The 21,579-nt window shown below is 64.8% G+C and carries 28 protein-coding genes and 1 tRNA gene; 17 read left to right on the forward strand and 12 right to left on the reverse strand.

All coding sequences use genetic code 11. From position 1 onward, the window contains the following. Nucleotides 1-5: 5 nt before the first annotated feature. A complete protein-coding gene (locus tag NUW87_RS06690) occupies nucleotides 6-290 on the forward strand; it encodes an exodeoxyribonuclease VII small subunit (RefSeq protein WP_034999625.1) in 285 nt (94 codons plus the stop codon). Here NUW87_RS06690 and NUW87_RS06695 read toward each other — a convergent pair. Beyond that, nucleotides 259-837, reverse strand: a complete 579-nt coding sequence (locus NUW87_RS06695) for a DUF4245 domain-containing protein (protein WP_269027788.1) — start codon at nucleotides 835-837, stop codon at nucleotides 259-261. The two genes, NUW87_RS06690 and NUW87_RS06695, sit on opposite strands and share 32 nt — an antisense overlap. A 122-nt stretch (nucleotides 838-959) precedes the next feature. Here NUW87_RS06695 and glpX point away from each other — a divergent pair, with 122 nt between their 5' ends. Continuing rightward, nucleotides 960-1,970 carry a class II fructose-bisphosphatase gene (gene glpX / locus NUW87_RS06700; RefSeq protein WP_269027789.1) on the forward strand — a complete coding sequence of 337 codons (1,011 nt, stop codon included), beginning with the start codon at nucleotides 960-962 and terminating at the stop codon, nucleotides 1,968-1,970. An 8-nt stretch (nucleotides 1,971-1,978) separates the two neighbouring features. On the opposite strand, the gene NUW87_RS06705 is transcribed toward glpX, so the two are convergent. Next, entirely contained in the window at nucleotides 1,979-2,671 is a 693-nt protein-coding gene (locus NUW87_RS06705; RefSeq protein WP_269027790.1) for a CPBP family intramembrane glutamic endopeptidase, read from the reverse strand. A 103-nt stretch (nucleotides 2,672-2,774) separates the two neighbouring features. Between NUW87_RS06705 and NUW87_RS06710 the strand changes: the two genes are divergently transcribed. From NUW87_RS06710 to NUW87_RS06725, 4 genes are all read left to right on the forward strand, one after another. Continuing rightward, entirely contained in the window at nucleotides 2,775-4,175 is a 1,401-nt protein-coding gene (locus tag NUW87_RS06710) for a class II fumarate hydratase (RefSeq protein WP_269027791.1), read from the forward strand. Nucleotides 4,176-4,241: 66 nt separating this feature from the next. After that, complete coding sequence (locus NUW87_RS06715; RefSeq protein WP_269027792.1) at nucleotides 4,242-4,754, forward strand: hypothetical protein; 513 nt, start codon at nucleotides 4,242-4,244, stop codon at nucleotides 4,752-4,754. Nucleotides 4,755-4,781: 27 nt separating this feature from the next. Further along, nucleotides 4,782-5,390, forward strand: coding sequence for a TetR/AcrR family transcriptional regulator (locus NUW87_RS06720; protein ID WP_269027793.1), 609 nt, complete (start codon nucleotides 4,782-4,784; stop codon nucleotides 5,388-5,390). Next, nucleotides 5,384-6,943, forward strand: a complete 1,560-nt coding sequence (locus tag NUW87_RS06725; RefSeq protein ID WP_269027794.1) for an MDR family MFS transporter — start codon at nucleotides 5,384-5,386, stop codon at nucleotides 6,941-6,943. Before NUW87_RS06720 ends, NUW87_RS06725 begins: the two co-directional genes overlap by 7 nt. Here NUW87_RS06725 and NUW87_RS06730 read toward each other — a convergent pair. The 3 genes from NUW87_RS06730 to NUW87_RS06740 all read right to left on the reverse strand — a co-directional run bounded on the left by NUW87_RS06730 (nucleotide 6,940) and on the right by NUW87_RS06740 (nucleotide 8,822). Next, nucleotides 6,940-7,470 (reverse strand): GNAT family N-acetyltransferase, encoded by a 531-nt coding sequence (locus tag NUW87_RS06730; protein ID WP_063938465.1) that lies wholly within the window; start codon nucleotides 7,468-7,470, stop codon nucleotides 6,940-6,942. The genes NUW87_RS06725 and NUW87_RS06730 overlap by 4 nt on opposite strands. Nucleotides 7,471-7,584: 114 nt before the next feature. Further along, nucleotides 7,585-8,181 (reverse strand): LGFP repeat-containing protein, encoded by a 597-nt coding sequence (locus tag NUW87_RS06735; protein WP_239217283.1) that lies wholly within the window; start codon nucleotides 8,179-8,181, stop codon nucleotides 7,585-7,587. A gap of 53 nt (nucleotides 8,182-8,234) precedes the next feature. Next, entirely contained in the window at nucleotides 8,235-8,822 is a 588-nt protein-coding gene (locus tag NUW87_RS06740; RefSeq protein ID WP_239217284.1) for a LysR family transcriptional regulator substrate-binding protein, read from the reverse strand. On the opposite strand from NUW87_RS06740, the gene NUW87_RS06745 reads away from it, so the two are divergent. Next, nucleotides 8,821-9,249, forward strand: a complete 429-nt coding sequence (locus NUW87_RS06745) for a DUF5997 family protein (protein WP_377734142.1) — start codon at nucleotides 8,821-8,823, stop codon at nucleotides 9,247-9,249. The genes NUW87_RS06740 and NUW87_RS06745 overlap by 2 nt on opposite strands. On the opposite strand, the gene glyA is transcribed toward NUW87_RS06745, so the two are convergent. Continuing rightward, a complete protein-coding gene (gene glyA, locus NUW87_RS06750; RefSeq protein ID WP_239217286.1) occupies nucleotides 9,246-10,538 on the reverse strand; it encodes a serine hydroxymethyltransferase in 1,293 nt (430 codons plus the stop codon). The two genes, NUW87_RS06745 and glyA, sit on opposite strands and share 4 nt — an antisense overlap. A gap of 113 nt (nucleotides 10,539-10,651) precedes the next feature. Between glyA and coaA the strand changes: the two genes are divergently transcribed. Further along, complete coding sequence (gene coaA / locus NUW87_RS06755; RefSeq protein WP_239217287.1) at nucleotides 10,652-11,575, forward strand: type I pantothenate kinase; 924 nt, start codon at nucleotides 10,652-10,654, stop codon at nucleotides 11,573-11,575. On the opposite strand, the gene NUW87_RS06760 is transcribed toward coaA, so the two are convergent. Genes NUW87_RS06760 through mca form a run of 3 tightly spaced genes read right to left on the reverse strand, consistent with a single transcriptional unit; the run spans nucleotide 11,576 to nucleotide 13,528 of the window. Then, nucleotides 11,576-12,355, reverse strand: coding sequence for an isoprenyl transferase (locus tag NUW87_RS06760; protein ID WP_239217288.1), 780 nt, complete (start codon nucleotides 12,353-12,355; stop codon nucleotides 11,576-11,578). A gap of 18 nt (nucleotides 12,356-12,373) precedes the next feature. After that, nucleotides 12,374-12,673 (reverse strand): hypothetical protein, encoded by a 300-nt coding sequence (locus tag NUW87_RS06765; RefSeq protein ID WP_239217289.1) that lies wholly within the window; start codon nucleotides 12,671-12,673, stop codon nucleotides 12,374-12,376. Next, nucleotides 12,674-13,528, reverse strand: a complete 855-nt coding sequence (gene mca / locus NUW87_RS06770) for a mycothiol conjugate amidase Mca (RefSeq protein ID WP_269027795.1) — start codon at nucleotides 13,526-13,528, stop codon at nucleotides 12,674-12,676. Nucleotides 13,529-13,644: 116 nt separating this feature from the next. Between mca and NUW87_RS06775 the strand changes: the two genes are divergently transcribed. The 3 genes from NUW87_RS06775 to NUW87_RS06785 all read left to right on the forward strand — a co-directional run bounded on the left by NUW87_RS06775 (nucleotide 13,645) and on the right by NUW87_RS06785 (nucleotide 15,300). Next, nucleotides 13,645-14,103, forward strand: a complete 459-nt coding sequence (locus NUW87_RS06775; RefSeq protein ID WP_239217291.1) for a DUF4307 domain-containing protein — start codon at nucleotides 13,645-13,647, stop codon at nucleotides 14,101-14,103. A 106-nt stretch (nucleotides 14,104-14,209) separates the two neighbouring features. Next, complete coding sequence (greA, locus tag NUW87_RS06780; protein WP_034999593.1) at nucleotides 14,210-14,731, forward strand: transcription elongation factor GreA; 522 nt, start codon at nucleotides 14,210-14,212, stop codon at nucleotides 14,729-14,731. A 41-nt stretch (nucleotides 14,732-14,772) separates the two neighbouring features. Further along, nucleotides 14,773-15,300: a hypothetical protein gene (locus tag NUW87_RS06785; protein ID WP_239217292.1), complete on the forward strand. Its 528-nt coding sequence runs from the start codon at nucleotides 14,773-14,775 to the stop codon at nucleotides 15,298-15,300. A 79-nt stretch (nucleotides 15,301-15,379) separates the two neighbouring features. Here NUW87_RS06785 and NUW87_RS06790 read toward each other — a convergent pair whose 3' ends face one another. Continuing rightward, nucleotides 15,380-16,186, reverse strand: a complete 807-nt coding sequence (locus NUW87_RS06790) for a Bax inhibitor-1/YccA family protein (protein WP_269027796.1) — start codon at nucleotides 16,184-16,186, stop codon at nucleotides 15,380-15,382. Nucleotides 16,187-16,317: 131 nt separating this feature from the next. On the opposite strand from NUW87_RS06790, the gene NUW87_RS06795 reads away from it, so the two are divergent. Continuing rightward, nucleotides 16,318-17,244 (forward strand): suppressor of fused domain protein, encoded by a 927-nt coding sequence (locus NUW87_RS06795; RefSeq protein ID WP_269027797.1) that lies wholly within the window; start codon nucleotides 16,318-16,320, stop codon nucleotides 17,242-17,244. Here NUW87_RS06795 and NUW87_RS06800 read toward each other — a convergent pair. Continuing rightward, nucleotides 17,237-17,701 carry an S-ribosylhomocysteine lyase gene (locus NUW87_RS06800; RefSeq protein WP_269027798.1) on the reverse strand — a complete coding sequence of 155 codons (465 nt, stop codon included), beginning with the start codon at nucleotides 17,699-17,701 and terminating at the stop codon, nucleotides 17,237-17,239. The two genes, NUW87_RS06795 and NUW87_RS06800, sit on opposite strands and share 8 nt — an antisense overlap. A gap of 17 nt (nucleotides 17,702-17,718) precedes the next feature. Here NUW87_RS06800 and NUW87_RS06805 point away from each other — a divergent pair, with 17 nt between their 5' ends. The 4 genes from NUW87_RS06805 to NUW87_RS06820 all read left to right on the forward strand — a co-directional run bounded on the left by NUW87_RS06805 (nucleotide 17,719) and on the right by NUW87_RS06820 (nucleotide 19,982). Then, complete coding sequence (locus NUW87_RS06805; RefSeq protein ID WP_377734132.1) at nucleotides 17,719-17,892, forward strand: deoxyribodipyrimidine photo-lyase; 174 nt, start codon at nucleotides 17,719-17,721, stop codon at nucleotides 17,890-17,892. Further along, nucleotides 17,893-18,765 carry a GDSL-type esterase/lipase family protein gene (locus NUW87_RS06810; RefSeq protein WP_269027799.1) on the forward strand — a complete coding sequence of 291 codons (873 nt, stop codon included), beginning with the start codon at nucleotides 17,893-17,895 and terminating at the stop codon, nucleotides 18,763-18,765. A gap of 17 nt (nucleotides 18,766-18,782) precedes the next feature. Continuing rightward, the gene (locus NUW87_RS06815) at nucleotides 18,783-19,139 is read left to right on the forward strand and encodes a DoxX family protein (protein ID WP_269027800.1); all 357 of its coding nucleotides are present in this window, start codon (nucleotides 18,783-18,785) and stop codon (nucleotides 19,137-19,139) included. An 84-nt stretch (nucleotides 19,140-19,223) separates the two neighbouring features. Further along, nucleotides 19,224-19,982, forward strand: a complete 759-nt coding sequence (locus NUW87_RS06820) for an SDR family NAD(P)-dependent oxidoreductase (RefSeq protein WP_269027801.1) — start codon at nucleotides 19,224-19,226, stop codon at nucleotides 19,980-19,982. Here the strand turns inward: NUW87_RS06820 and NUW87_RS06825 are convergent. Then, nucleotides 19,983-20,059: transfer RNA gene (locus tag NUW87_RS06825), tRNA-Leu, on the reverse strand. A gap of 160 nt (nucleotides 20,060-20,219) precedes the next feature. Here NUW87_RS06825 and NUW87_RS06830 point away from each other — a divergent pair. Continuing rightward, the gene (locus tag NUW87_RS06830; RefSeq protein WP_269027802.1) at nucleotides 20,220-21,545 is read left to right on the forward strand and encodes an esterase-like activity of phytase family protein; all 1,326 of its coding nucleotides are present in this window, start codon (nucleotides 20,220-20,222) and stop codon (nucleotides 21,543-21,545) included. Nucleotides 21,546-21,579 lie beyond the last annotated feature (34 nt).

The raw sequence follows: 21,579 nt of genomic DNA on the forward strand, positions 1-21,579 counted from the left end.
AAAACATGACTGAGAACTCTTTCGGCACCGGCCAGGCCAACGACAACGCGCTGCCGGATCCCGCCACCTTGAGCTACGAGCAGGCCCGCGACGAGCTCATTGAGACCGTGAAGATCCTCGAGCTAGGCCAAATGAGCCTGGACGAGTCTCTGAAGTACTGGGAGCGCGGCGAGGCGCTGGCGAAGCGGTGCGAGGTGCTCCTCGACGGCGCCTCCCAACGCGTCGAGGAGGCCATCGGCTCCCGCCAAGGCGGTAACGCTAGCTCGCCGGATGCTCAATCGGAGCAGTAGCCAGCGCGGTCGAGATCAGCTCCTCGAACTCGCGGGCCTCCCCGGCGCCGGTGAGCACCAGGCGGGCGTCGCCGGCGTCGACGACCCACAGGTCGCGCACGTCCTTCTCGTCGGAGGTGTAAACCTCCACGCTGCGGCCGTCGACGTCCTCGGTGCGGTCTAAGGTGCGCGGCTTCGCGTCCGCGCCCTCGGCCGCTTCCTTCGCGTCCGCGCCAGTTTGGGTGAGCTGGATGAAGCCGCGGTCCGGGGTGACCCAGCCGACCGTCGGCGCAGGCTGGCCACCCAACATGGTGCGGCGCGCGGAGTTGGTGACCCAGCCTTCAGGCATCTCCGGGTAGCGCACAGCGAAGTCCACGCCGCGTGCCTCCAGGTCGAGGAAGGTCTTCGCGTCGACCTCCTGGACCGGACCCTGCTCCGGCGTGCCGGGGTTAAACGAGCACAACCCGGTCGCACCGACGGCGACGACCATCAGCACGATGATGAGCACGGAGTTGATCGCGATGTCTCGTCCGTCCTGGAAGATGCGGGGTTTTTTGTTGCTAGCCACGCCGATCAGTATGGCATGCGCCCCCGCGTCCCCCTTAAAGGTGGGAAGAACGGGCACTAACGCGGACAGTAGTGCCACAATAGAGGGGTCTTTTTGTGATTCATGCTTAGGAAGGCCTGCCCATGACCGAACAGTCCGAACTTTTCCCTGACCGTAACCTCGCGATGGAACTGGTGCGCGTCACCGAGGCCGCCGCACTCGCCTCCGGCCGCTGGGTGGGCCGCGGCCAGAAGAACGAGGGCGACGGCGCGGCCGTGAACGCGATGCGCAAGATGATCAACTCCGTGGAGATGGACGGCGTGATCGTCATCGGCGAGGGCGAGAAGGATGAGGCCCCGATGCTGTTCAACGGCGAGCAGGTGGGCACCGGCCGCGGCGCCGCCGTGGACATCGCCGTGGACCCGGTCGACGGCACCCGCCTGATGGCCGAAGGCCGTCCGAACGCGATCTCCGTCATCGCCGCCGCCGACCGCGGCTCCATGTTCAACCCTCAGGACGCCTTCTACATGAACAAGATTGCTGTGGGCCCAGAGGCGGTCGGCGCGATCGACATCACGAAGTTGACGGCCGAGAACATCCAGGCAGTCGCAGAGGCGAAGGGCGTGCGCCCCGCCGACATCACGGTGGTTGTGCTTGATCGTCCGCGCCACAAGCAGCTTGTCGACGACATCCGCGCCGCCGGTGCCAAAGTCCGCTTCATCATGGACGGCGACGTCGCCGGCGCCATCGCCGCGGCGCAGCCCGACAACGGCATCGACATCGCGATGGGTATCGGCGGTACCCCGGAGGGCGTCGTCACGGCGTGCGCCCTGAAGTGCCTGGGCGGCGAGATCCAGGGCATGCTCGCCCCGCAGGACGACAAAGAGCGCGAAAAGGTCCTCGCCGCCGGCCACGACCTGGATCGCGTGCTGGGCATCAACGACCTGGTCACCTCCGACAACTGCTACTTCGCCGCCACCGGTGTCACCAACGGCGACATGCTGCAGGGCGTGACCTACCGCAAGTCGGGTGCGACCACCCGTTCGCTGGTGATGCGTTCGAAGTCCGGCACCGTGCGCTTCGTGGAATCCCAGCACCAGCTGGCCAAGCTGCAGGACTACTCCGTGGTGGACTACGCCGAGCCGGAGAACTAAAACGCAGGCTAAAGCAGCGCGGCAATCACCGCCGCGCTGGCCAACAGGTTATTCACCACGTGCACAATGAAGCTGGACGTGATGTTGCCATGGAAGCGCGCCACAAGCGCTAGGCCAATGCCGGAGAAGAAGGTGAACACGATCGCCGGCGGCGCGATGTGGGCCGCCCCGAAAATCGCTGAGGTGGCCACCACGCTCGCAGCCGCCGGCATGAGCGTGTCGAAGTAGTTCATCAGCACGCGGCGGAACACGATTTCCTCAATGAACGGCCCGAGGATCAGGTAGCCGGCCAGCAGAAGCAGCACCGGAGCGGCACTATCCACGTCCTTGGCTAAGACTTCGCCCGTGGAATCGCCGCCAGACTCAATGCCAAGCAGCGGCGCAACCAGAGCGGTCGCGGCCGCCGAGCCGATCACCACCGCTGGGGCCTGCCACAGCAAATGCCAGCCACGGCGCCCCAGCCGGGCGAACCCGAGCTCTAGCCCGCGGCGGCGCATGTGGCGCACCAGCCACACCGCGGGCACAGCAAGCGCCACAACCACAGCGACCGGCAGCACCGTCAACGCCACCGCGCGCGGGGCCCCGGCGCGCACCAAAATCAGCCCCTGCCCGATGAGCAGAACGTACATGGATGCCATCGCAGCGGCCGCCACCAACGCATCCCTCAAAGTGGGGGTCTTCATGGCCTGCGGTTCGGGCATTTCATCTCCTTGTCATGTCCGGTTGGTGCATAATCGTGCAGTGGAAAGGCACGCGCGCACTCTACTGTGTGCAGCGTGCACGCGACAGAAGTAAAGGACAATCATGGCTGATCAGGAATACCGCATCGAACATGACACGATGGGCGAGGTCAAGGTGCCGAAGGACGCGCTCTGGCGCGCCCAGACTCAGCGCGCCGTGGAGAACTTCCCCATCTCCGGCCGCGGTCTGGAATCCCAGCAGATCCGCGCGCTTGGCCTGCTCAAGGCCGCGTGTGCGCAGGTGAACAAGGACCTGGGCAACCTCGACGCCGAGAAGGCGGACGCCATCATCGCTGCCGCGAAGGAGATCGCCGACGGCAAGCACGACGATCAGTTCCCCATCGATGTGTTCCAGACCGGCTCCGGCACCTCGTCCAACATGAACACCAACGAGGTCATCGCCTCCATCGCGAAGGCCAACGGCGTTGAGGTGCACCCGAATGACCATGTGAACATGGGCCAGTCTTCCAACGACACCTTCCCCACCGCCACCCACGTCGCCGCGACCGAGGCGGCGGCCAGCGACCTGATCCCGGCGCTGAAGGTGCTGCAGGAGTCCCTGGAGAAGAAGGCCAAGGAGTGGCACGAGGTGGTCAAGTCCGGCCGCACCCACCTTATGGACGCCACCCCGGTGACCCTGGGCCAGGAGTTCTCCGGCTACGCCCGCCAGATCGAGCTGGGTGTTGCGCGTGTCGAGGCCACCCTGGAGCGCCTGGGCGAGCTCGCCATCGGCGGTACCGCGGTGGGCACCGGCATCAACACCCCGGCAGAGTTCGGCGGCAAGGTCACCGAGGAGCTGAAAAAGCTCACCGGCATCGAGCAGCTGTCGGAGGCGAAGAACCACTTCGAGGCGCAGGCAAACCGCGACGGCCTGGTGGAGTTCTCCGGCGAGATGCGCACCGTGGCCGTGTCCCTGTACAAGATCGCCAACGACATCCGCCTGATGGGTTCCGGCCCGCTGGCCGGCTTCGGCGAGATCCACTTGCCGGACCTGCAGCCGGGCTCCTCCATCATGCCGGGCAAGGTCAACCCGGTGCTGTGCGAGACCGCAACCCAGGTCTCCGCGCAGGTCATCGGCAACGACGCGGCTGTCGCGTTCGGCGGCACCCAGGGCCAGTTCGAGCTCAACGTGTTCATCCCGATGATGGCGCGTAACGTGCTCGAGTCCTCCCGCCTGCTGGCGAACACGGCCCGCCAGTTCGCCACCAAGCTTGTCGACGGCATCGAGCCGAACGAGGAGCGCATGCGCACCCTGGCCGAGTCCTCCCCGTCGATCGTGACCCCGCTGAACTCCGCAATCGGCTACGAAAACGCCGCGAAGATTGCCAAGCACGCGGTCAAGGAGGGCATCACCATCCGCCAGGCCACCATCGACCTCGGCTTCGTGGACGGCGAGAAGCTCACCGAGGAGGAGCTGGACAAGCGCCTCAACGTGCTGTCCATGGCCAACACTGACCGAAACTAGGCCGCAACTCGCACCTAGCTAGAATCAGCCCTCAGCACATCAACCAACTTGCTGGGGGCTTTTTCCATGCCTGGTTCTTTCTCCGAGCTGCGCACCGCGGGCGGGCCGAACAAGCCGTGGGTCGTCGGCGGGGTGCTCGCGCTCATCGTCGCCATCATCGGCGTCGCGCTCGCGGCGGCCTACTGGTACGCCAACCCGAAACCCGAGCCCGTTAATGAGGTCCCGGAAACGGTCACGGTCACTGCGCAGCCGCAGCTTGGCGACGATCCTTCGGCTCCCACCGAGTCCATTTCGGGCACGTTTACCGGCACCCTGAACAGTTTGGAGGACGACGCGAAGGTCAAGGCGTGGCCCGCGGTGGCGACCTTCGGCGGCGGCACCGCCTCGGTGACCTACCCCCTGACCGGCTGCACCGCGCTGATCGGCGAGGGCGGCGAATCCATCCCGTTGACGAAGGGGTGTAATGACGGGCAGGGCCGTTGGGACGTCGAAAAGCACACGCCCGGCGTTGTGAAACTGACGTACCTGGAAGACGACATTGCCCTGGTAGAAGGCGAATTATCGGCCGGTTTGCCTTAACTTGCACCGGGTGTAATATTGCACCCCGTGCAAAATGAAGGTATCCGGGAGCAGAAGCGGCGCGAGACGCGGCAACGCATTCGCGACCAGGCCGCGAAGCTTGTCCGCGCACACGGCTACGACAACGTCACCGTCGACGACATCTGCCGCGCCGCAGAGATTTCCAGGCGCACGTTTTTCAACTACGTCGACTCCAAGGACGAGGCGATCCTAGGGTCGTTCCCCTTCACGTTCAGTGAGGAAGCGCTCGCCGCAATCCAGACGACGCAGAGTGAGAACGTGCTCGAACTTGTCATCCGCTCCATCGAGGTGGAGCCAGGGCGCTTCGACGGACCGGCCGCGAAATGCCGCCACGAGTTACTGGAAAACAACCCGGGGCTGATGCACGCCGAGGCCGCGCGCAAACGAGGCTTCCTCACCGAGGTCGGCCGCGCCGTCTACGCCCATTTCGAGCGCTTCCCCGAGGACCGCAAGTTCCCCGGAACGCTGGAGGACGAGACGCAGTTCATCGTGATCCTCTTCCAGGGCGCGGTGAGCCGCTACCTGTGGCACCCTCCGGACCAGGACGACCCCGTCAAACAACTACTGGCAAACGCACACGATCTCACCGTTTACGCAAAGGAGATGAAATGGTAGAAACCCGCGCGGACAAACAACCGCCCCAGGCCACCGCGCCGAACGTGGGGCTGGTGTTCTCGGCCCTGCTGCTGACCATGCTGATGAGCTCGCTGGGCCAGATGATTTTCGCCACCGCCCTGCCCACCATCGTGGGCGAGCTCGGCGGCGTGAACCACATGAGCTGGGTCATCTCGGCGTTTCTGGTCACCATGACCATCGCGATGCCGATCAACGGCAAACTCGGCGACATCCTGGGCCGCAAGTGGCTTTACATCACAGGCATCGGCCTGTTCGTGGTCGGTTCCACCATCGGCGGCTTCGCCCACACCATGGAGCTTTTGATCATCGGCCGCGCCGTCCAGGGCCTGGGCGCGGGCGGGATGATGGTGAACTCGCAGTCCATCATCGCCGAGGTCGTCCCCGCCCGCGAGCGCGGCAAGTACATGGGTGTCATGGGCGCCGTCTTCGGCGTGTCCTCGGTGCTCGGCCCGGTGCTCGGCGGCTGGTTCACCGACGGGCCCGGCTGGCGCTGGGCACTGTGGATGAACATTCCGCTCGGTCTGCTCGCGATGAGCGTGTGCGCCGCCGTGCTCCGCCTGCGCCGCGGCACTGCCAAGGGCATGCACTACGACTACCTCGGGACCACGCTGATGGTGCTGGCTACCGCCTCGCTGATCCTCACCACCACGTGGGGCGGCACCCAGTACGAGTGGAGCTCCCCCACCATCATCGCCACCTCGCTGATCGCGCTGGTTGCAGCCGTGGCGTTCGTATTCGTGGAACTGCGCGTAACCAACCCGCTGATCCCGATGGACCTGTTCAAAAACCGCAACATGGTCCTGACCACCCTGGCCGGCACCGTGCTTGGCCTGGCCATGACCAGCGGGCTGGCGTACCTGCCCACCTACCTGCAGATGGTCCACCAGCTCACCCCGACCGAGGCGGGCCTGATGATGCTGCCGATGGTCATCGGCATGCTCGTCACCGGCATGACGGTCGGCTTCATTATCTCCAAGACCGGCCGATACAAGATCTACCCGCTGGTTGGCATGCTCATCACCACGCTGGGGCTGTTCCTGTTCTCGCGCCTGGACGTCACCACGTCCCTGACCAGGCTGGGCATCTACATGTTCATCTTCGGCTTCGGCCTGGGCCTGGTCATGCAGGTGCTGGTGCTCATCGTGCAGAACTCGTTCCCGCTCAAGCACGTCGGCACAGCAACGTCAACGAACAACTTCTTCCGTCAGATCGGCTCGTCCATTGGCGCGTCGCTTTCGGGCTCGCTGTTCATCCACAACATGCGCGACAACCTGGAGCAGCGCTTGCCGGAGGCGCTGGCGAAACTGGGGCCGGAGGGCGAGGCGTACGCCGCGAAGTTCCAGGACGGCGGGGCCAACAGCCTCACCCCCGGCACTGTCGCCCAGCTTCCGGATCCCCTCCGGGAAGCGGTGCTGAGCAGCTACAACGACGGCCTGACGCCTGTGTTCCTACTCATGGTGCCGCTGACGGTTATCGCCTTCGTCCTCCTCCTGCCGGTGCGCGAGGAGGCGCTCAAGGAAGACCTGAGCTAGGAGTCGCGCGACATCGGCAGAATCAGCTCCCAGATGTCGCAGTCGCGCCACTCGCCTTGGCGCTCGCCGTAGGCCATCTGCGCCATGTTGTGGAACGTGCCCACCTTCTCAAATCCGCGGGACTTATGCAGGCCCGCGGATCCTTCATTTTCGGGGAAGATCCAGGAGTGGATAGACCACTTGTGCAGGCTGATGCACGTCTGGATCAGGTGGTCGAGCAACGCGCCAGCGACGCCACGGCCGCGCGCGTCCGGGTGGGTGTAGATCGAGTCCTCAACAACGCCATGGAACACGCTGCGGGTAGAGGCTTTTGCGGCCCCCACCCAGCCGAGGACTTTGTTGTCGTCGTCCGCATCGACCGCCACGAAGACGGTCTCCATGATCTTCTTGCGGGAAAATTGCTCCCAGTTCTGCCCCTTGGTTTCCCAAGAAGCGTTGCCTGTCTGTAGTCCCATCTCGTAGATGGCTCGTACCTGCGGATAGTCTTCCGGTCGGATGGGCCGGATGGCAAAGTCCGATTTTTGCATGCGCTCCATTGTCCAGATCCGCGCCACGGCGCGCAAACGTGGGCGAGACAACGCAAAAGCGCCACCCGGCCGTAGCCAGGTGGCGCTCGAAATCAGGCGAGGTTATGCGCCGTTTTACTTCTCGGTGACGATTGCGGTGAACGCATCCTCGGTGCCGCCGCGGGTCCACTCGATGGTGCCGTTCTCGAACTCCTGGGTCCAGCCGGACTGATCAGCGTTCTCGGTCTCCGGTGCGACCGGGAAGCCCATCTTCTGGTCCAGACGGACGTCGGTGATCCACTCGTTAGCGATCTGGCCCCAGGTCGGAGCGCCGCCGGTGTTCTCGTTCCAGGTGATGTAGTGCTCGTCGTCGTAGGTGACGATCCAGCCGCCGTCGGTCTCTTCAACCGCCATCGGCTCGCCCCACTCCGGCTGAGCGTACTGATCCATAGCGGACTTCACGCCTGCCGGAACCATTGCGGTTGCGCCGTCAGCGGTGGTGATCTCCTCGGTAGCCTCAGCGTCGCCAGCTGCAGCGCCGTCGGTAGCGTCGGCGGACTTGTCGGCGTCGCCCTCGCCGGCAGCCTCGGTGGCGACCTCGGTCTCAGTAGCGGTCTCGGAGACAACCTCGGTGGAGGTCGGCTCGCCCTCGCCGTCGTTGGAGCAAGCAACCAGGCCGGTTGCGCCAATGGTCAGTGCAGCTGCGGAAGCGACGATCTTACGGGAGAACATAATCAATACCTTTCATTCTTGAAATTAGTGCGCAGTCCATTATGAACTTTACGTTAACGTTGAGCCCTCTTTGCACCCGATCGGGGGTGCGACTTTCCGCGCGAAGAACGCGAAGAACGCACGGTGCGGCCCTTCGTGACTCCGACAAAGTCCTGCACAGCGTCCGAATCGTCCACCTTGCGCCACACAAGCGCAATCTGGGTCGCCGGTTCTTCCCCAGCAAGTTCTAACGCTTTTATCTGCTTGCGTGCGAGGTTCTTCAACAATGGCAGGGGCGCGTAGGCCACGCCGACGTTTGCGGCGACGACCTGGAGGGCGGACCGGAGGTCGTCGATAGGCGATTGCCCATCAAAGTTCACGATCTCATCCGCCAAATCCTCGCGGGTGACCTCCCCCACCTCCGCGTAGAGGGAATCTTTCGGCACCGCGACACCGGCCGCCTCTTCGTAGAGGCGCACCACGTGGTGCTCGTCGGTGACTCGCTCGTCTGGAAGCCGCACGAGCGCCGCAGTTGCTTGCTTGCCGACGAGCACCAACGGATCATCCGACGGCACCGTCTCAAGGCGACTTCCTGTGAGTTCCTCGTATCGGCGGAACCACTTCCCCGGCTCAGTGCCGGTGACGAAGGCAATGGTGAGCATGGCTGCCAATGCTACCGTTTTGGTCATGACTGAACAGACCCCCTCCGGCACCGCCATGAAGCCGGTGACCGCCGCAAAGAAGCTGGGCATCTACCTCCCCGCCACCCCGCAGGAGTTCCAGGACGGCGCCGTGACCCACGCCGAACTGCGCGAACTCCAGGACAACCCGCCGCAGTGGCTGCAGGAGCTGCGGCTTTCCGGCCCGCACCCGCGCCCCGAGGTGGCCCGCAAGCTGGGCATTTCCGTGACCGCGCTGAAAAACGCCGGCGTGGACCAGGCGATGACCACCGAGGAAATCCGCGCGCTGCTGGATAACCAGCCCGAGTGGCTGCAAAAAGCCCGCGCCACTCTTGCAGAGCAGCGCGGGCACGCAGTCGACGGCGGCGACGGCGCAAGCGCCGACGCCGGAGAGGCCGAGGAGGACTAGAGCATCTTCCAATCCTCGAGGTCCGGGTAGAGCGGGTACTTGCGCGCCAGGGCTTCAACGCGGCCGCGCAGCGCCTCAACGTCGGCATTCTCGGCCTTGATCAACGTCTCCGCGATGATCTCGGCGACCTCGCGGAAATCCTCCTCGCCGAAGCCGCGGGTGGCCAGCGCGGAAGTGCCGATGCGCAGGCCAGAGGTCACCTTCGGCGGGCGCGGGTCGAACGGCACCGCGTTGCGGTTGACGGTGATGCCCACCGAGTGCAGCAGGTCTTCGGCCTGCTGCCCGTCCATCGGCGAGTTGCGCAGGTCCACCAGCACGAGGTGCACCTCGGTGCCGCCGGAGACGACGGAGACGCCGGCCTCGCGTGCGTCGTCGGCAAGCAGACGCTCCGCCAGCACCTTCGCGCCGTCGAGGGTGCGCTGCTGGCGGTCCTTGAACTCCTCGCTCCCCGCGATCTTGAACGCAGTCGCCTTCGCAGCTACGACGTGCATCAGCGGGCCGCCCTGCTGGCCCGGGAAAACCGCGGAGTTGAGCTTCTTGTGCAGCTCCAGGTCGTTGGTGAGGATGAAACCGGAGCGCGGCCCGCCCAGGGTCTTGTGCACCGTGGAGGACACCACGTGCGCGTGGGGGACCGGGCTCGGGTGCAGGCCGGCGGCGACCAAGCCGGCGAAGTGGGCCATGTCCACCCACAGGTAGGCGCCGACCTCGTCGGCGATGGAGCGGAACTCCGCGAAGTCCTCGTGGCGCGGGTACGCGGACCAACCAGCGATGATCACCTTCGGCTTGACCTCGCGGGCCTGCTCGCGCAGCTTGGCCATGTCGATCTGGTGGGTGTCCTCCTCCACCTGGTACGCCTCCACGTTGTAGAGACGGCCGGAGAAGTTGATCTTCATGCCGTGGGTGAGGTGGCCGCCGTGCGCCAGGTCCAGGCCCAAGATGGTGTCGCCCGGCTCCGCCAGCGCCATGAGCACCGCGGCGTTAGCCTGCGCACCCGAGTGCGGCTGCACGTTCGCGTACTGGGCGCCGAAGACCTCTTTGGCGCGGTTGCGCGCCAAGTCCTCGATCACGTCCACGTGCTCACAGCCGCCGTAGTAGCGGCGGCCCGGGTAGCCCTCGGCGTACTTGTTGGTCAGCACCGAGCCCTGCGCCTGCAGCACAGAGCGGGGCACGAAGTTCTCGGAGGCGATCATCTCCAAGGTGTCGCGCTGGCGCGCGAGCTCGTCCACAATTGCGGCGTGCACCTCGGGGTCGTAGGTGGCCAGATCCTGGTAACGGAGGTCTTCAGACACGTCGACCGGGTCCTTTCTTTTCGCGTTGACAACGGCTCCTCGAAGTATAGGAAAATCGGCACGCCCAGAAGGCTGATTTATTCCCCTTTTGCACGGGTGCAACAATGGTGGCTATGTCTCGAGCCGATTCGTCGCCGTACCTCGACTTCCACCGCGAGGACTGGCGCAAACGCCGCGCCAAAATGCCTCAGGTGCTCACCGAGGAAGAGCTGAAGAAACTCTCCGGCATCGGCGAAAACCTCGACCTACAGGAGGTCGAGGACATCTACCTGCCCCTGTCGCGCCTAATTCACCTGCAGGTGCGCGCCCGGCAAAAGCTCACTAACGCCACCGAGACATTCATCGGCGGCGACCCGGGGCACGTACCGTTCATCATCGGCCTGGCCGGCTCGGTGGCCGTGGGCAAGTCCACCACCGCGCGTGTGCTGCAGGTGCTGCTGCAGCGCTGGGACTCGCACCCGCGGGTGGACCTGGTCACCACCGACGGCTTCCTCCACCCCAAGGCGGTGCTGGAAGAGCGCGGGATCATGAAACGCAAAGGCTTCCCGGAGTCCTACAACCGCAGGAACCTCATGCGGTTTGTCACAGAGGTCAAGTCCGGCCAGCCAGTGGTCAAGGCACCGATCTACTCGCACGAGGCCTACGACATCCTCCCCGACGAGTTCGTGGAAGTCCGCCAGCCCGACATCCTCATCCTCGAGGGGTTAAACGTGCTGCAGACCGGGCCGACGCTGATGATTTCTGACCTGTTCGATTTCTCCATTTACGTCGACGCGAAGACCGAAGACATCGAGCGTTGGTACATCGAGCGCTTCCTCAAACTCCGCGATACCTCGTTCCAGCAGCCCGGAAACCACTTCGAGGGCTTCGCCGGCATGGACGACGCCGAGGCCGCCTACGCCGCCCGCGAGCTGTGGCAGACCATCAACCTGCCCAACCTGGTGGAAAACATCCTGCCCACCCGCGTGCGCGCCTCGCTGGTGTTGCGCAAGGATTACGACCACACCGTCCAACGCGTGCGCATGCGCAAAATGTAGCTACTTGCCAAAGCGGCGGGAGCGCTGCGAGTAATCGCGCAGCGCGCGCAGGAAATCGATTTTGCGGAACGCCGGCCAGTAGATGTCGGTGAACCAGATCTCCGAGTACGCGGCCTGCCACAGCAAAAACCCGGACAGGCGCTGCTCTCCAGAGGTGCGGATAACCAGGTCCGGGTCCGGCTGGCCGGAGGTGTAGAGGTGCTCCCCGATCGATTCCACCGTGATCTCGGCGGCCATCTCCGTGGCTGGCACTCCGGCGTGCGCTTTGTCGTCGATAAGCGATTGCACCGCGTCCACGATCTCCTGGCGCCCGCCATAGCCGACCGCGATATTCACGGTGAGGCCATGCTTCGTATCGGTTGCGGCCGCGCCCTCGCGCATCCGCTTAGCGACGTCCTCCGGCAACAAATCCAAATGCCCCACCAACCGCACGCGGCAGGTGTAGTCCTCCGTGGCGAGATCCTCGATGACCCCGGAGATGATGTCGAACAACAGCTCCACCTCTTCGGTGGTGCGCTGCAGATTCTCCGTGGACAACAGGTAAATGGTGAGCACGTCCACGCCCATCTCCGCGGACCAGCGCACAAGCTCGCCGATCTTCGCGCCGCCGACGCGGTGGCCATGGGAGATATCCTCGAAGCCCGCCTCGCGCGCCCAACGCCGGTTGCCGTCGGCCATCACGGCGATGTGCTTCGGGCGCTTTTTGCCGCGCAGCTCACGCTTCAGGCGCGCCTCATACAGCGGGTACAGCGGGTATCGCAGCTTCGAAAGGACAGACACAGGATAAATTCTAGACAGCTAGAAAGCGTTTTTCTTCCGCTGGTCCTTCAAACCAGCCTTCTCCATGGCCTCGTCGATGGCTTTCTCATCGAACGGATCAATCCCGCGCGCTTCCGCGAACGCCTGGCGGCGCTTGAAACGGGAGAAGCGGCGGTGAAACGACCAACCGATGAACAGCACCACGATGACCAGGACCACCAGCAGCAGCAACCCAATCGGCGAGGCTTTGCCGAAGTCCGGGCCGACCGGGGTCTCGCCCGGGCTCTGGGCCAGCACGAAATTCGCGGCGCTGGCGGCGGCGATGGTGAACGTAGACATTTAGTTTTCCTCCTCGATGCCGGCAAACAGATCCGTTTCCGGCAGGGTGGTCTTTACCCTGGACGCGGCCAGCTCAAACTCCTCGGTGGGCCAGACGTCCTGCTGATCCTTCACCGGGCTGGCCAAGAAAGCGCCGGCGGGATCGATCTGCGTGGCGTGGGCCGTCAGCGCTTCGGCACGTTGCGGGAAGTAGTCGGCGCACTCCACCTGGGTGGTCACGCGGTCGAAGACGTCGCCCTCGTTTTCCTCCCAGCGTTTAATCATCAGCTCGTACGGGCTCTTTTCGCCGCGCTGGATGAGCCGCTCCTGCAGAAGCTTCATGCGCTGCAGGATGAAGCCGTGCGAGTAGTACAGCTTCAGCGGCGTCCACGGCTCGCCAGCGCCAGGGGCGAAATCCGGGTCGCCCGCGCGCTCCCAGGCGATCATGGAAATCGCGTGCACCATCAGGTGGTCCGGGTGCGGGTAGCCGCCGTTTTCGTCATACGTGATGATCACGTGCGGGCGGAATTCGCGGATCTGCTTCACAATCTCCACTGCCACTTCTTCCGGGTCCTGCACCGCGAACGAGCCCTCCGGCAGCGGCGGCAGCGGGTCGCCCTCCGGCAGCCCGGAGTCCTCGTAGCCCAGCCAGACGTGCTCGACGCCGAGCGCCGCCGCGGCGCGCGCCATCTCCTCGCGGCGCACGTCGAGGATGTTGTCTAGCACGCCGGGGCGGTCCATAGCCGGATTGAGGATGTCGCCGCGCCTGCCGTCAGTGCATGTGACAACCTTGACGCGGTTGCCTTCCGCGGCGTACTTGGCCATGGTGGCCGCACCCTTTGAGGACTCGTCGTCTGGGTGGGCGTGAATTGCCATGAGACGAAACCCGGTCACTCGATCAATCCAACTTTCGTAGGGGTCAGTTCTGTACCTCCGCGTCATCTTAGTACCATCAACGCTAAAGTCCTTACCACCTGCAAGGAGCCGTTTCCGTGAGCACTGCTACCTCTCCCCGCCCAGCCGAACGCTACGGCCGCAACCGCGGCTCCGGCGGCTCGATCGGCGGCAAAGTGGTGGCGATTGTCTCCGCGCTGCTCATGATCGCCCTGCTCTTCGTTGGCGCCCGCACGATCATGGAGCGCTTCAACCAGCCAGTCCGCGCCGAATTTATTTCGCAAGAGCATATCGACGACAACACGGGCCGGCTCTGGATCGACGTGAACCGCAAAAACCCGGACACGCCCGCATACTGCATCGTCACGGCGGTGGATTACTCCCACGCGGAGGTGGGCCGCCGCGAGGTGGTCCTGCCAGCTGGCGGCGACGAGCACTCCCGCATTGCCGTGGACCTGCCGGTGCGCGAGCCGTTGGTGTCGGGGCGCATCTACGGCTGCTCCGAAAATCTCCCCTTCTACATGGACCCGGAGAGCAGCTTCTACGCAGCACGCTAGCGGAAACCGCCACATCCGCGTGTGGTAATCTTCCGGCTGTATATCTGCACACATTGGCCCGCGAGCGGCGGGCCGATTTCACGTATCAGGGAAGGTTTAGACCCCTATGGCTGAATCCCAGCAGCAGTACATCACTCCTGAAATGAAGGCCAAGCTCGAGGCCGAACTGCAGCAGCTCATTGACAACCGCCCCGCCATCGCGGCCGAGATCAACGAGCGCCGCGAAGAGGGCGACCTCAAGGAGAACGCCGGCTACGACGCAGCCCGCGAGCAGCAGGACCAGGAGGAGGCACGCATCAAGCAGATCTCCGAAATCCTGTCCAACTCCACCACCGAGCGCACCGGCATCGTCGAGGGTGTCGCCCACGTCGGTTCCGTCGTGCACGTCTACTACGACGGCGACGAGGACGACCGCGAGACCTTCCTCATCGGCACCCGCGCAGCCTCCACGGACAACGCGGATCTGGAGACCTACTCGGAGCAGTCCCCGCTCGGCGCCGCCGTCGTCGGCGCTTCCGAGGGCGAAACCCGCAAGTACACCGCCCCGAACGGCCGCGAGATTTCCGTCACCATCGTGTCCGCCGAGCCGTATGATTCAGTCAAGGCCTCCACGCCCCGCGCGAAGTAGCCAGTACTTTTCTCTTTTCAAAAAACAGAAGGACCATTCCTGTGATTGCCACCTCTTCCCGCAAAGCTGTAGCCGGCGTCGCCGCGTTGGCCGCCATCGCTCTGGCAGGCTGCACCCCGCCGCATGAGAACCCCTCCTCCGAGAAGGTCGACACCGCCACCACCCAGGACCCGAACTCCCTGAAGGGCGCCGGCACCGCGACCACCGCCACCAGCACCGCGACGGCGACCAACGTCACCGAGGCAAACGCCGTGCAGGAGCAGGAGACCGCAGAGGCCGCTGTCGCTGCCGCCCCGGTGTTCAATAACTGCGGCGCCACCGACCTGGTGCAACCGGACCGCCTCACCGTGGACTGCAAGAACCAGGACGACTTCCTCGAGAACATCGTCTGGGAGCAGTGGGGCGAGGATCTCGCCGAGGGCACCGGCACCCGTGTCGTTGTCTCCCCGGACAACCGCGAAGAAGACGTGAAGGTTGTGTTGGGCAACCCGGAGATCATTGACGGCAAGCCGGTGTTCACCACCGTGTCCGTCAACGGCCAGTCCGTGGTTCCGGACAACAACTACTAAGCCGCGCGCACAACAATGCGCCTCGCTTCCGGAGATGATCCGGAAGCGAGGCGCTTTGTCTTTCTGTGGGCCTAGCGGCCTAGCGGTCGTTGAAGTAGGACAGCAGGCGCAGGATCTCGGTGTAGAGCCACACCAGGGTCACAGCCAGGCCAAGCGCAACACCCCAGGAGGCGCGCTCCGGCGCACCGGTGCGGACCAGCTTGTCGGCCAAGTCGAAGTCCTGCAGGAAGGACAGGGCCGCCAGTACGACGCAGACCACGCCGAAGATGATGGACAGCGTGCCGCCGTCGCGAAGCGGGGAGATGCCGGTGAAGATCGCCAGCAGGAAGTTGCCCAGCGCCATGATGGCCACGCCGAAGATCATGCCGGTGACGATGCGGTGGAAACGCGGAGTCACGCGGATCGCGCCGCGACGGTAGACCACGAGCATGCCGATGAACACGCCGATCGTGCCCAAAATGGCCTGGAAGATGAGCTGGCCGGCATCGGCGCCGCCGACGGTGAACCAGCCGGAGACGGTCAAGGAGAAGCCGCCGAGGAACAAGCCCTCAAACGCGGCGTAGATCAGCGTCAGCGTCTTCGAGCCGAACTCGCGGCGGAACGCGTTGACCAGGGTGGTGATGAAGCCGCCGATGGCGCCGACGAACGTCAGGATCATGCCGAGACTGATGTTGCCGGTGAGGAAGATGCCGAAGTTCACAGCGGCGAACGCGATGATCACGGCGAGCGTGATGCCCGTCTTGGTCACCACGTCGTCGACCGTCATCGGGCGTTGCTGGTCAATTTCGGGCGCGTGCCCCGGAAGCGTCGCGGTCTGGCCGGCCTGGTAGCCGTTGTCCGCATCCGCCCCCGGAATGTTGCGCAGAACGGGGTTAGTGCTTCTCACGTCGCACATTCCTTTCCAATGAGTTTGTCCAAGAGTTCACCGGGTACAACGCCACACGTACCAAAAAGGTTCCCGCCAGTGTGATGCCAGCCGATCACTCGCTGCCTTCCAGCGGGGATATGGTGGGCTGCATGGGAGTGCTCGACAACGCCCGCCGCGGCCCAAGACCCGGCGGTGAGGTGGTGCGCGGCCACATCGCGCAGACCACCGGCGGCGAGGACGCGTACGTGTTTTCCTACCGCCGCCTAGAGGTCCACGCGTACGTGCTGCCCGAGCCGGTCCCCCACGTGTTGTACTGCACGTACGGCAAGTCGCGCGTGGAGTCTTCCCAGCCTGTCGCGGGCACCCAAACGGAACTGACGTTGCGCGTGCCCGGCACGCCTGCGCTTCCCGACGAGTGGCCGGCACGCCTACTCGCCCGCGCCGCCCGCGACGACATCGAGCCGGGCCACTACCTCGTGCTGGACAACCCGCGAGGTACCTTGTCCGGCTTCGTGTTTGTCACCGACCCGGTCCTCGGTGTGGTTGACGGGCCCACTGGCCTGATCCGTTTCACGTACGCGGTCGGTATCAACGGCGACGACGTGGAGCAGATCCTGTCCTGGGATCCGTTGAAATTCGCGGCCTTTGTCGGCGACCGCGTGCCGCTCGGCCTTACTTCTACGGACCGCGACCCCATCAGCGCCGACCCGCAGGATCGGGCATTGTTGGAAGATGCGGTGGGGTCCGAAGGGTCGTCGATAGGCGCGATGCACGCCCGCTACCTCGAGGTCGATACCGAGGGGCGCGTGGACCTGGATCCGGCGGCTGCGCGCGCGTTGCTCCGCGCCGCGCGCCACCGCCTGCTGCACGGTAGGTCATTCGCGCTGCTCAACGGCGAGACTTGGCTGCTGCTCAACCCGCACTCGCCGACAACCGAGTGTGCGAGCGACCATATTGTCGTCCCCGCCACCGCGGCGTTCGCCCACGAGCTGCTCGCAACATTCGACGCGGTGCCGGGCGTCTACCGCCTGCGCACCGCGCCGCTTCACATCCGGGTGGTGGACCCGACTACTTAAAGACGCTGCCCCACTCGTCGCGCTTGTCCAAAAACGCCTGGGCCTCGCGCTTGGCCGCCTCCAGGTCGTGGCTTGCACCCCAGCCGCATTGCTTCTCGTTGGCGGCCGGGACCTCGTCGGCCTTGGTGATGTCCGTCAGCGTCTTTTCCACCAGCTCAGCAACCTCGGCCTCGGCTACGTCGCCGGAAAGCATGAGGTAGAAGCCGGTCTGGCAGCCCATCGGGCCGAAGTCGATGACGTTGTCCGCGTGGTTGCGGGCGTGCTCGGCGAACATGTGCTCCAGCGAGTGCACCGCCGGCATCTCCAGGTGCTCGACGTTGGGCTGCTTGAAGCGGATGTCCCACTTCACCAGCGTGTCGCCTGCGGGCAGCTGCTTGCGGTCCGCGAGCCGGATGAACGGGGCGGCTACCTTGGTGTGGTCGAGGTTGAAGGATTCCACATTCATACGATCAGTCATGGCCTTGACTCTACTGAATGGAGGCGCACGTGCCCACCACTCTTGTTTGGTTCCGCGACGATCTGCGCGTCACGGACAACCCCGCGCTTTCGTGGGCCGCATCGCGCGGGGAGGTTGCGGGTGTGCTTATCGACGAAAGACCGCGCTCGCGGCGTACAGCGACATCAAAGGCAACCGGTAGGGTTGTCTGAATGAAAGCTCTATTCCGCAAGGTCGCCGCTGGCATTGCCGCATGCGCGGCCATTGTCGCCAGCACAGCCGCGCCTGCCACGGCTGAGCCCACCGGCAACGTGGTCGTCTTCGGCGATTCGTACACCTCGAACCCGGACCAGTACCGCAACTCCGCGCTCAACCTCGCCGGAAGCTCGCAGCTGTCGTCCGGTTCATCGGAAAGGCTGGTCTCCTCCTACCCCAGCCAGGCTGGGTGCCTGCAGGGGCCGGACAATTGGCCACGCCAGCTACAAGCCCGCACCGGTCTTACCGTGGCGGACTGGTCGTGCACCGGCCACAAATCGGCCAGCCTGCCCGGCCACGTCGACCTCGCGGTTCGCGCGGGCGACCTCAACGCCAACACTCGCGCGGTAACGCTGGCGGTCGGGTTCAACGATCACTGGCGCCCGCTGGTCGAATCTCCCGGCGCGCCGTACAACGTTGACGCCGTGCGCGACAACTACTTCCGCAACATGCACGAGGCCGTGGCCAAGGTGCGCGCCGCCGCACCCCGGGCCAAGATCCTCATCCCGGGGATGCTCTCGGTCACCGGTGGAACCGGGCGGATCTGCCTGATCAACGTGGTGCCGAATGCCCCGTTCGGCGTCCCCGCACCCCGGGTGCGGCAGTGGGAGCAGCGCACCCAGGACTACCAGCGCGCGCTCGCCGCTCAGGTGGGCGCAACGTTCATCGACATCCACGCGCTTTCCACCGACCACAGCACTTGCGCCCGCGACGCCGACCGCTGGGTGGCCGGGCTCATCGACACCACCACGGCCGGCTACAACATGGCCCTGCACCCCTCCCGCGCCGGGTCCGCCTTCGTCGCCGACCAGGTGGCTCAGGCGGTGTGAGGCGTACTCTCGGCGGGGTGACCAAGTTTCAGAAGTTTCTCATTCCCCTGTTCGCTGGCGCGGGCGTGCTCCACTTTGTAAAGCCTGAGCCTTTCGACGGCATCGTGCCCGACGCCCTTCCCGGCTCCGCACGCACCTACACGTACGTCTCCGGCGTGGCCGAGCTCGCCGCCGCTGCCCTGCTGGCCAACCCGAAAACGCGGGCTGCCGGCGGGAAGTTCGCCGCTGCGCTGCTCGCCGCGGTGTGGCCGGCCAACTTCAACATGGCGTGGCAGTGGCGCAACGAGCCGTGGCAGAAGCAGATCATTTCCATCGGACGCCTGCCGCTGCAGATCCCGCTGATAAAGGCGGCGCTCGGCGCAGCGAAGAAGTAGTTGCCCAAATCCGACCGTGCGAGGGTCGATGCTTGCTTACACTTTGACTGCACCTATTTCCCCACGGAAGGACATGAAGCAGTCATGGGCAAGTTCGACAATAAGGTTGCGCTAGTCACCGGCGGCGCTTCCGGCATCGGCAAGGCTATCGCGGAACGTCTCGCCAGCGAAGGCGCAAAGGTCGTAGTCGCCGACCTCAACGAGGACGCCGCCAAAGAGGTCGCAGCCGCGATCGAGGCGAATGGTGGCACTGCCGCCGCGTTCCGCCAGGACGTGGCCAGCAAGGAGGATAACGAGGCGGCCGTGCAGTTCGCCGTAGACACCTACGGTGCCCTCCACCTCGCCGTAAACAACGCGGGCATCGGCGACCACACCCCGCTGGCGGACAAGGATCTTGCCGATTGGGACAGGGTCATCTCCATCAACCTGTCCGGTGTGGCCTACGGCTGCCACTACCAGCTCAAGCAATTCCTCGCACAGGCCAACACGGAGCAGTGCGCGATTGTGAACATGTCTTCCATCCACGGCTCCGTGGGCCGCGCCGGCGGCATCGAGGGCTACACCGCCGCGAAGCACGGCGTTGTGGGGCTGACCAAGTCGCTCGCCGCGGACTACGCCGCCACCGGCATCCGGGTCAACTGCGTGGGTCCGGCATACATCGACACGCCGCTGATTCAAAGGGCGCAGGGTGAGGCCCGCCAGGCGCTCGTCGATAAGCATCCTGCTGGCCGCCTGGGCGAGCCCGAAGAGATTGCGGCTGTGGTGAGCTTCTTGCTTTCAAGCGACGCATCGTTTGTCAACGGCTCCTACCACCTCGCGGACGGCGGCTACACCGCTGTGTAGTGGTGCCCCCAGTCGGGCTCGAACCGACACTGGGCGGATTTTAAGTCCGCTGCCTCTGCCAATTGGGCTATAGGGGCGACGGGAAACATCGTACTTCCCCGCCGTACGCAAACCGCAATCGGCCAGCTCATTTTCACCGAGCGGAGCCGGCCGAGTGGCCTTACACTCGCTGTGCGAAATCTCAGTATCTTCTGAGTTTCGCGTCCACCCGCAAGCGATTAAAAAAGGCTACAGCCCATGAATATTCATCTCCCCTCCCCGCTCGATCAGATCTTCAAAGACCTCAGCCTCGAGCAGATCATCGCTGCTGTCGCAGGCGTATTCGTCGTCGGCGGCCTTGTCGGCGGCGCGATCGGCGCCGCCGCCGGCGGAAGCTCAGAGGGCACCGGGTCCAGCGACCAGGCCACAGCCCCGACCCAGACGGCACCTGATGCGGAAGGCCCGGTCCTTGACGGCCGCGCGAAGCTCTCGGCGCTCTACCAGGCGCCAGGCCCGGATTCCGGCAAGGATGCCTTCGACGGCAACGGGCAGACCCACCCGTTCAAGGGCCAGGTCATCCCGGGCTTTTCCGGCATTATTGAGAAGGGCGATGGCCAGTTCTACGCGCTTCCCGACAACGGCTTCGGCTCGAAACAGAACTCCTCCGACTTCCTGCTGCGCATCTACACGGTGAAGCCGAACTGGGAGACCGCGGACACCGCGAAGGACCCGAAAGACACCGGCGGCATCGAAGTGCTGGACTACGTCTCGCTGAAGGACCCGAACAACAAGATTTCCTGGGACATCGTCAACAACGACACCGAGGACCGCCTACTTACCGGCGCGGACTTCGACCCTGAGTCCTTCGTTCAGGCCGCGGACGGCACCTTCTGGGTCGGCGAGGAGTTCGGCCCCTACATCCTCCACGTGGACAAGGACGGCACACTTCTCGACGCCCCGTACGCCTACCCGGACGTTAAGAGCCCGTCCAACCCGACGTTGGGTGCCAAAGAAATGCCGAACCTGCGCAACTCCAAGGGCTTCGAGGCCATGGCCACCGACGGCCGCTACCTCTACCCGATCTTCGAGGGCTACCTCGACGAGGCCACCGACAAGCGTGTGCGCGTGATCTCCCAGTTCGACACCGAAACCGGAAAGTACACCGGCAAGACCTGGGACTACCTCGCAGAAAACGACGACGCGCTGATTGGCGACGCATTTTTGACCAAGGACGGCCGCCTGCTCATGCTCGAGCGCGACGATTTCCGCGGATCGGAGGCCCAGCTGAAGAAGGTCTTCGAGGTAAAGGACTTCGCGGACGCGAAGGCTGGCTCCACGCTGCAGAAGGACCTCATGGCGGACCTACTCAACATTGCCAACCCGGGCAAGATCGGCATGGTCTCCGACGCCCGCGCCTACGGTGTCGGCGACCCGTTCCAATTCGCGCTGCTCAGCGTCGAGACCATCATCCAGCTGGAAGACGGCCGCTACCTCACCGCACTGGACAACAACTTTCCGGGCGACGACGGCCGCTACCGCGGCAAGCCGGACGACACCGAGATGATCACCTTCTCCGTGAAGTAACTGCCGACCGGGTCCGGCCCACCTCCGTAGCCCG

Origin of the sequence: Corynebacterium pilbarense (assembly GCF_026930265.1) — a bacterium.
Lineage (GTDB): Bacteria > Actinomycetota > Actinomycetes > Mycobacteriales > Mycobacteriaceae > Corynebacterium > Corynebacterium pilbarense.

Excerpts from the sequence above, each read along its gene's own strand:
- NUW87_RS06820 (WP_269027801.1), top strand. The coding sequence starts at position 19,224 with ATGGGCAAGTTCGACAATAAGGTTGCGCTAGTCACCGGCGGCGCTTCC.
- NUW87_RS06805 (WP_377734132.1), top strand. The coding sequence starts at position 17,719 with ATGGAGGCGCACGTGCCCACCACTCTTGTTTGGTTCCGCGACGATCTG.
- coaA (WP_239217287.1), top strand. The coding sequence starts at position 10,652 with ATGTCTCGAGCCGATTCGTCGCCGTACCTCGACTTCCACCGCGAGGAC.
- glpX (WP_269027789.1), top strand. The coding sequence starts at position 960 with ATGACCGAACAGTCCGAACTTTTCCCTGACCGTAACCTCGCGATGGAA.
- NUW87_RS06690 (WP_034999625.1), top strand. The coding sequence starts at position 6 with ATGACTGAGAACTCTTTCGGCACCGGCCAGGCCAACGACAACGCGCTG.
- NUW87_RS06705 (WP_269027790.1), bottom strand. The coding sequence starts at position 2,671 with ATGCCCGAACCGCAGGCCATGAAGACCCCCACTTTGAGGGATGCGTTG.
- NUW87_RS06725 (WP_269027794.1), top strand. The coding sequence starts at position 5,384 with ATGGTAGAAACCCGCGCGGACAAACAACCGCCCCAGGCCACCGCGCCG.
- NUW87_RS06765 (WP_239217289.1), bottom strand. The coding sequence starts at position 12,673 with ATGTCTACGTTCACCATCGCCGCCGCCAGCGCCGCGAATTTCGTGCTG.
- NUW87_RS06730 (WP_063938465.1), bottom strand. The coding sequence starts at position 7,470 with ATGCAAAAATCGGACTTTGCCATCCGGCCCATCCGACCGGAAGACTAT.
- NUW87_RS06740 (WP_239217284.1), bottom strand. The coding sequence starts at position 8,822 with ATGCTCACCATTGCCTTCGTCACCGGCACTGAGCCGGGGAAGTGGTTC.
- greA (WP_034999593.1), top strand. The coding sequence starts at position 14,210 with ATGGCTGAATCCCAGCAGCAGTACATCACTCCTGAAATGAAGGCCAAG.
- NUW87_RS06830 (WP_269027802.1), top strand. The coding sequence starts at position 20,220 with ATGAATATTCATCTCCCCTCCCCGCTCGATCAGATCTTCAAAGACCTC.
- NUW87_RS06715 (WP_269027792.1), top strand. The coding sequence starts at position 4,242 with ATGCCTGGTTCTTTCTCCGAGCTGCGCACCGCGGGCGGGCCGAACAAG.
- NUW87_RS06745 (WP_377734142.1), top strand. The coding sequence starts at position 8,821 with ATGGCTGCCAATGCTACCGTTTTGGTCATGACTGAACAGACCCCCTCC.
- NUW87_RS06795 (WP_269027797.1), top strand. The coding sequence starts at position 16,318 with ATGGGAGTGCTCGACAACGCCCGCCGCGGCCCAAGACCCGGCGGTGAG.
- mca (WP_269027795.1), bottom strand. The coding sequence starts at position 13,528 with ATGGCAATTCACGCCCACCCAGACGACGAGTCCTCAAAGGGTGCGGCC.
- NUW87_RS06800 (WP_269027798.1), bottom strand. The coding sequence starts at position 17,701 with ATGACTGATCGTATGAATGTGGAATCCTTCAACCTCGACCACACCAAG.
- NUW87_RS06810 (WP_269027799.1), top strand. The coding sequence starts at position 17,893 with ATGAAAGCTCTATTCCGCAAGGTCGCCGCTGGCATTGCCGCATGCGCG.
- NUW87_RS06710 (WP_269027791.1), top strand. The coding sequence starts at position 2,775 with ATGGCTGATCAGGAATACCGCATCGAACATGACACGATGGGCGAGGTC.
- NUW87_RS06735 (WP_239217283.1), bottom strand. The coding sequence starts at position 8,181 with ATGTTCTCCCGTAAGATCGTCGCTTCCGCAGCTGCACTGACCATTGGC.